Genomic DNA, 6,239 nt, shown 5'->3' with positions numbered 1-6,239 from the left:
GGGAGCGGAGACGCGGGCGCTTCGGGGGGGGCCCGCACCTGCCCGGACGATACCTCAAGACCTCGCCGCGCCCGCGAACCCGGCCGCGGGCGGGAGTCCCTTCAGTAGCTGCCGCCAATCTGGAGCGTTCCCTGGTAGCGGCCGTCTCCGGCGCCCAGGTCCTGCGCCCTCGAGAAGTCCTGCCCGAACAGGAAGCTGTAGCTGCCGCGCACCTCCGCCGTGAGCCGGGGTCTGAGCTGGTAGCGCAGACCCAGGCCTACAGGTGCGTAGCCACCCGTGTCGTCGAGGAACTGGAAGAAGTTCCCCGAGCGCACCGAGTAGCGCTCCACGCCGATGCCCGCGAGCGCGAACGGCTGGAGCCGCTTGGAGGTGAAGCCCAGCGTGACGCCCGCCTGCGCGCCGTTGCGCACGATGTCCGGGTTGCCGATGGAAGGACTCTCCGACACGGCGAGGTTGCTGGCGCCGCCGCTGTAGCCCACCTCCAGGCCCAGGAAGTCGTTGGGGCGGTAGCCGACGATGACGCCGTAGGACGGACCCGGATCCAGGTTGGGCGCGAGCTTCCCCGTGTAGCCCTCCAGCCCCAGTCCCAGCAGGAAGTAGGGGCCCTTCCACTCCACCTGTCGCGACCGCACGGGCGCGTCATCCGGAGGTGCCTGGGCCCCCGCGGCTCCGCCCGTCAATCCCACCAGGCAGAGCCCCAATCCGATGCCTCGCTTCATGACGGCTCCCTTCCTCTGTTGGCTGCGCGTCTTCAAGCTGGCCTCCCAGGGATGGGCGGACAACGAACGGACAGGCGCTGCCCTGAAGGCCCACGTCACCCTGGCGGACCGGGCATCCGTCGCCACCTCGCGAGCCCCCGCCTGCCGCCCTGCTTCCACCTGTGACGCGCCCCGCGGAACTTCCACCTTGAGCGGTGGTCAGCGCGAGGTCCCCCCAACGCGCATCCGTCCCAGGAGCGAAAGCAATGAACGACACCGGCACCCCACATGTCCCGGTTCACGAACCCCCCGACACCGACCTGAAGGCCCGCGCCTGTCGCGTGCTCGAACACCTGGACGCCGTGCTGCCAGACGTGGACGCGTTCTACGGCGACCTGCACGAATACCCGGAGCTGTCCGGGCAGGAAGCCCACACGGCGGCGGAGGTGGCCCGAAGGCTGGAGGCCGAGGGCTACGAGGTGAGCCGGGACATCGGCGGCCACGGCGTGGTGGGGCGGCTGCGCAACGGGGAGGGCCCCATGGTGCTGTTGCGCGGCGACATGGACGCGCTGCCCGTGGAGGAGAAGACAGGGCTGCCGTACGCGAGCCAGGTGAAGACGGAGGACGGCGAGCCGGTGATGCACGCGTGCGGCCACGACGTCCACACCGCGTGCCTCGTGGGCACGGCGGCGCTGATGGCGCGCTCGCGCGACGCGTGGCGCGGCACGGTGCTGGTGGTGGGACAGCCCGCGGAAGAGACCGCGAAGGGCGCGAAGGCGATGCTGGAGGACGGGCTGTATGCGCGCTTCGGCACGCCGGACGCAGTGCTGGGGCAGCACACCGCGCCGCTGCCGGTGGGCGCGCTCATGCACCGCGAGGGGGTGACGATGATGGGCTCCGCGAGCGTGCGCATCCGCCTCTTCGGCAGGGGGGCGCACGGCGCGCAGCCCGAGCTGTCGGTGGATCCGGTGGTGCTGGGGGCCTGCGTGGTGCTGCGCCTGCAGACCATCGTGTCGCGCGAGCTGTCCCCGCTGGAGGCGGCGGTGGTCACGGTGGGGCGCTTCCAGGCGGGCACGCGCGCCAACGTGATTCCGGACGAAGCGCTGCTGGAGGTGACGGTGCGCACGGAGGACGAAGCGGTGCAGGCCCGCGTCCTCGCCGCCATCGAGCGCATCGTGAAGGGCGAGGCCCTGGCCTCGGGCTCACCGAAGCCTCCGGAGGTGGAGGTGGAGCTGAGCACGCCGGTGAACCGCAATGATCCGGCGCTGCTCCGGAAGGTCCAGGCCGCGCACGCGGAGTGGTTCGGACAGGCCGCGCTGGTGCCGGGCGTGCTCGTCACCGCGAGTGAGGACTTCCCCTTCTTCGCGCAGGGGCCGGAGCGCCCGGTGCCCACGGCGTACTGGTACGTGGGCATCACGCCGCTGAAGACCTGGGCGGAGGCCCCGGGCACGACCCCGATGGAGAAGGTGGCGCACGTGCCGGGGCCGCACTCGCCCTTCTACGCGCCGGACCGGGCGGGCTCGCTGCGCAAGGGCTGTGAGTCGCTGACCGTGGCGGCGCTGGCCTGCCTGCACGGCGGCACGACGCCCACCGACCACTGAGCCAAGGAGGGGAGGGGCGACGGGGGCGCTGGCCTGGAGGGTTCCTGTCGCTTGCCCCGGACGCAAGTGCGTCCACCTTGAATGACGGACGACACTTCCGGAGGAACCCCCAATGAAGCTTCCGCTCATGGCCGCGCTGACCGCACTCCTGCTGGGAGGCTGTGCCCACGAGGGGGCCTCCCACGCATCGAAGGAAGCCAGTGGCACCGGAGGGTCGGGTTCAGAAGCGCAGCGCATGGAGCCCGCGGTGGGGGCCAGTGACGAGCTGTCCTGGGACGCGGAGGCGTCCCCGCGCACGCAGGCGATGTTGCGCGACCACGGGATGAACTTCTACGGAGACTCCGACTCCGAAGTGGCCGTGGGAGGCTCTGGCAGCTCCGGTCAGGCCCAGGCGTCGTCGGACGAATACGAGTGCGTGGACGCCGACCCGGTGGGCACGGGCGGTTCGGGTGAATCCGCCACGGACCCGGTGGGTGCGACGCCCCTGATTCCGCTCGTCGCGCCGCAGAACCCCGGGGCGCGGTTCGACATCACCCCGGACGCCTGGAAGAAGAACAAGGCCATCGGCACCAGCCCCGTGTCGCCGTCCACGGGCACGCCCGCGGTGGAGGGCAGTGGCGGCGCGAGCGGCCGATAGGCGACCTTCTCAGCCCTGCTGCTTCACGAGCCGGGTGAGCTCCCGGTCGAGCGTGGCGGCGAACTGCTGGCGGTCCTGCTGCGAGAAGCTGCTGGGGCCGCCGGTGGTGACGCCGCTGTCGCGCAGGTCCTGCATGAAGTTCCGGACCGACAGCCGCTCGTCGATGTTCTCCGGCGTGAACAGCTCTCCGCGCGGATCCATCACCACCACGCCCTTGGGCACGAGCAGCGCGGCCAGGGGGATGTCCTGGGTGACGGCAAGGTCCCCCGGCTGCGCGGAGGTGGCGATGTGCCGGTCCGCCACGTCCAGCCCCGCGCCCACCTGCACCGTGGAGACATAGGCCAGTCGCGGCAGCGCCAGCGGCTTGTTCGCCACGAAGACGATGGGGACCTTCAGGCGCTGGACGGCGCGCAGGAGGATGTCCCGCACGGGGCCAGGGCATGCATCGGCATCAACCCAGATTTGCATGGGGCCCATCCTCGTTGATTCCACGGCGGGATTCGAACACCCAAGACGGGGAGCGGTCGGATTCGCTAGAAGTCACCGCGTGCCGACCCCCTCCGCATCGCCCCGTCGTGACTTCGCGGCCTCGCCGCTCGCGCTCTGGCTGATGTGTCTGGCCCTGTTCGTCATCTATTCGATGAGCCAGGTGCGGATGCAGACGGACTCGCTATGGTCCATTCCCTCGGCGGCCAGCATCCTCCACGAGGGCAACACCGACCTGGACGAGTTCCGGCCCACGTTCTTTCCCGGCACCGCCTATGCGCGCAACGAGGCCGGCGGCCACACGTACTACGTGTACCCGCCGGGCGTGGTGGTCTCCGCGCTCCCGTTCGTGGCCGCCGCCGAAGGGCTCTTCTCCCTGATGCGGCCGGTGCTGCCCCACCTGGGGGAGTTCGGTGCCGGCGCGCTGTCGTGGTTGGAGTTGTTCCGGCGCACCGGCTCGGTGGACCTGGGGGCCTACAACCGCACCGAACAGCTCATCGCCTCGTTCTACGTCTGCGCGGCGGCGGCGGTGCTCCTCATCGCGCTGCGCAGGCGGGTGTCCCCGGGCGCGGCGCTCGTCACCGTGCTGCTCTTCGGGCTGGGCACCACGGCGTACTCCACCGCGAGCCGGGTGCTCTGGCAGCACGGGCCCGGTCTGCTCGCCATCGCCTGCATCATCCTGCTGCTCGTCCGGCCCGCGCAGACCGCGCGCTCCGCGTTCCTCCTGGGCCTCAGCGTCGCGCTCGCCTACGTCTGCCGGCCCACGCACTCCATCAGCGTCATCGTCGTCACCGGGTTCATGGTCCTGAAGTACCGGCGCCAGCTGCCGGCCTACTTCGCGGGCGCGGTGCTCGTGGCGATTCCCTTCTGCGCCTACAACCTGTCCGTCTACGGCGCGCTGCTGTCGCCGTACTACCGGCACTCGTTGGATCCGCTCGCCAGCCGGTTCTTCATGGCCCTGGCCGCCAACCTCGTGAGCCCCTCGCGCGGCCTGTTCGCCTTCTCGCCGTTCCTCGTGCTGGGCGTCGTGGGCTTCGTCCAGCAGTGGCGCCGCGGGAGCCTGGAGGCCTACGAGGTCGTCTTCGCCGTCATCCTGGTCCTGCACTGGGTGGCCATCTCCTCCTTCGCCATCTGGTGGGCCGGGCACTCCATTGGTCCGCGCTTCTTCACCGACGCGCTGCCCTTCCTCGTCTACTTCCTCGCGTACCCCGTGCAGAGCGTGCTGGAGGCCCCGTCGCGGCACCGCGTCCTCGCGGGCGTGCTCGCCGTGACGGCCGTGTTCAGCGTCGTCGTCCACTGGCGCGCTTCCACCTCCTATGACGTCCACGCCTGGAACTCCTTGCCGTCGGACGTGGATCGCGACCCCTCGCGCGTCTGGGATTGGAAGGATGCGCAGTTCCTGCGCGCCATCCCCGCCCGCTACCGGTGAGGGTGACTCAAGGAGGGCAGGGGCTCCGTCGCCCGCCTGCTGGAAGAGGAAGCTGCCGCGTGCGCTGGGCTGGTTCAGCGTGGGGTTGGGCATCACGGAGCTTCTGGGAGCGAAGCCGCTGCTGCGGTTCCTTGGCTTCTCGCAAGGGCACCGGTTGATGCGCGGGTACGGTGTTCGTGAGCTCGCCGCGGGCATGGCCCTGCTGGGTCCGGCGCGCAAGCGTCCGTGGCTCTGGGCCCGGGTGGCGGGGGACGCCGTGGACCTGGCCACGCTGGGCTACGGCCTCCGTGAACCGGGCGCGCGCAAGGGCCGCCTGCTGGCCGCCACCGGCGCCGTCGCGGGAGTCACGCTGCTGGACATCTACGCCGCCGCGCGCGCGTAGGCCCGGGCGGGACGTGCGATAGGCTTCCTCCCCTGACCGCCGCGCGCGGTGTTCCTCGCGGCGAAGAAGGAAGCCCGTGCGTCCCGTCCTGCTCTGCCTGCTGCTGCCCGCGCTCGCCACCGCCGCCGCCCCCAGGGCGGAAGACCCCTTCACCTTCCAGGGCGTGGAGCGCGTCGTCGCCGTCGCGGATGTCCACGGCGACGTGGAGGCCTTCAAGGAGGTGCTCCGGCTGGCGGGCCTCATCGACGCGAAGGACCGCTGGATTGGGGGCAAGGCGCACCTCGTGCAGACCGGCGACCTGCCCGACCGGGGTGACCGCACCCGCGACGCCTTCGAGCTGCTCATGCGCCTGGAGACCGAGGCCCGCAAGGCCGGCGGCCGCGTGCACGCGCTGCTGGGCAACCACGAGTGCATGAACATGCGCGGAGACCTGCGCTACGTCACGCCCGGTGAGCTGGCCTCCTTCGCGGACCAGTCGCCCACCGTGGACGGCCCGGGCGAAGCGAAGGGACTCCACGGCCATGCCGCCGCCTATGCCCCGGACGGACGCTACGGACAATGGCTGCGCAGCCATCCCGCCGTCATCCGCGTCAACGACACGCTCTTCATGCACGGGGGCCTCTCCCCCAGCGTCCCGGGCGCGACGCTGGACGCCGTCAACCGCTGGGTGTGGCAGGACCTGACGCCGGGCCAGCCGCCGGGCGGCGCCGTGGATCCGAACGGCCCGGTGTGGTTCCGCGGCTACGCGCTGGACGAGGAAGCGAAGTGGGACGCGGGCCTCACCCAGGTGCTGGAGCGCTTCGGCGCCCGCCGCATGGTGATGGGCCACACCCCCTCCAGGGACGGCCGCCTCACCGTGCGCTTCGCAGGCCGCGTCATCGTCATCGACACCGGGCTCAGCACCCACTACGGCCGCCACCTGGCCGCGCTGGAGCTGCGCGGGGACCGCCTCACCGCCCTCTACCCGGAGGGCCGCGTGCCCCTGCTCCCCATCCCCAAGGCGGCC

Annotated in this window: 7 protein-coding genes; 5 read left to right on the top strand and 2 right to left on the bottom strand. The window is 71.4% G+C overall.

Features of this window, described 5'->3' with window-relative positions; genetic code table 11:
* Positions 1-101 precede the first annotated feature (101 nt).
* Entirely contained in the window at positions 102-719 is a 618-nt protein-coding gene (locus D7Y13_RS05300; RefSeq protein ID WP_120582891.1) for an outer membrane beta-barrel protein, read from the bottom strand.
* A 245-nt stretch (positions 720-964) separates the two neighbouring features.
* Here D7Y13_RS05300 and D7Y13_RS05295 point away from each other — a divergent pair, with 245 nt between their 5' ends.
* Together D7Y13_RS05295 and D7Y13_RS05290 are read left to right on the top strand one after the other, a co-directional pair.
* On the top strand, positions 965-2,299 hold the full coding sequence (locus tag D7Y13_RS05295) for an amidohydrolase (RefSeq protein WP_120532097.1): 1,335 nt from the start codon (positions 965-967) through the stop codon (positions 2,297-2,299).
* Positions 2,300-2,411: 112 nt separating this feature from the next.
* On the top strand, positions 2,412-2,936 hold the full coding sequence (locus tag D7Y13_RS05290) for a hypothetical protein (RefSeq protein WP_120582892.1): 525 nt from the start codon (positions 2,412-2,414) through the stop codon (positions 2,934-2,936).
* Positions 2,937-2,945: 9 nt separating this feature from the next.
* Here D7Y13_RS05290 and D7Y13_RS05285 read toward each other — a convergent pair whose 3' ends face one another.
* Entirely contained in the window at positions 2,946-3,404 is a 459-nt protein-coding gene (locus D7Y13_RS05285) for a YaiI/YqxD family protein (RefSeq protein WP_120532116.1), read from the bottom strand.
* 79 nt (positions 3,405-3,483) lie between these two features.
* On the opposite strand from D7Y13_RS05285, the gene D7Y13_RS05280 reads away from it, so the two are divergent.
* The 3 genes from D7Y13_RS05280 to D7Y13_RS05270 all read left to right on the top strand — a co-directional run.
* Positions 3,484-4,851 carry a hypothetical protein gene (locus D7Y13_RS05280; protein ID WP_120582893.1) on the top strand — a complete coding sequence of 456 codons (1,368 nt, stop codon included), beginning with the start codon at positions 3,484-3,486 and terminating at the stop codon, positions 4,849-4,851.
* A gap of 79 nt (positions 4,852-4,930) precedes the next feature.
* Positions 4,931-5,233 carry a hypothetical protein gene (locus D7Y13_RS05275; RefSeq protein WP_199732713.1) on the top strand — a complete coding sequence of 101 codons (303 nt, stop codon included), beginning with the start codon at positions 4,931-4,933 and terminating at the stop codon, positions 5,231-5,233.
* 76 nt (positions 5,234-5,309) lie between these two features.
* Positions 5,310-6,239, top strand: a 930-nt coding sequence (locus D7Y13_RS05270) for a metallophosphoesterase (RefSeq protein ID WP_120630639.1), incomplete at its 3' end; no start/stop codon positions are given.

Origin of the sequence: Corallococcus praedator (assembly GCF_003612125.1) — a bacterium.
In the GTDB taxonomy this organism is placed as follows: domain Bacteria; phylum Myxococcota; class Myxococcia; order Myxococcales; family Myxococcaceae; genus Corallococcus; species Corallococcus praedator.
The sequence above is the reverse complement of the archived record's forward strand: the minus strand, read 5'-3'. Positions and strand labels throughout refer to the sequence as shown.

What these genes read in the sequence shown, in the direction of transcription:
- D7Y13_RS05300 (WP_120582891.1), bottom strand. Translation starts at nt 719, where the DNA reads ATGAAGCGAGGCATCGGATTGGGGCTCTGCCTGGTGGGATTGACGGGC.
- D7Y13_RS05295 (WP_120532097.1), top strand. Translation starts at nt 965, where the DNA reads ATGAACGACACCGGCACCCCACATGTCCCGGTTCACGAACCCCCCGAC.
- D7Y13_RS05290 (WP_120582892.1), top strand. Translation starts at nt 2,412, where the DNA reads ATGAAGCTTCCGCTCATGGCCGCGCTGACCGCACTCCTGCTGGGAGGC.
- D7Y13_RS05285 (WP_120532116.1), bottom strand. Translation starts at nt 3,404, where the DNA reads ATGCAAATCTGGGTTGATGCCGATGCATGCCCTGGCCCCGTGCGGGAC.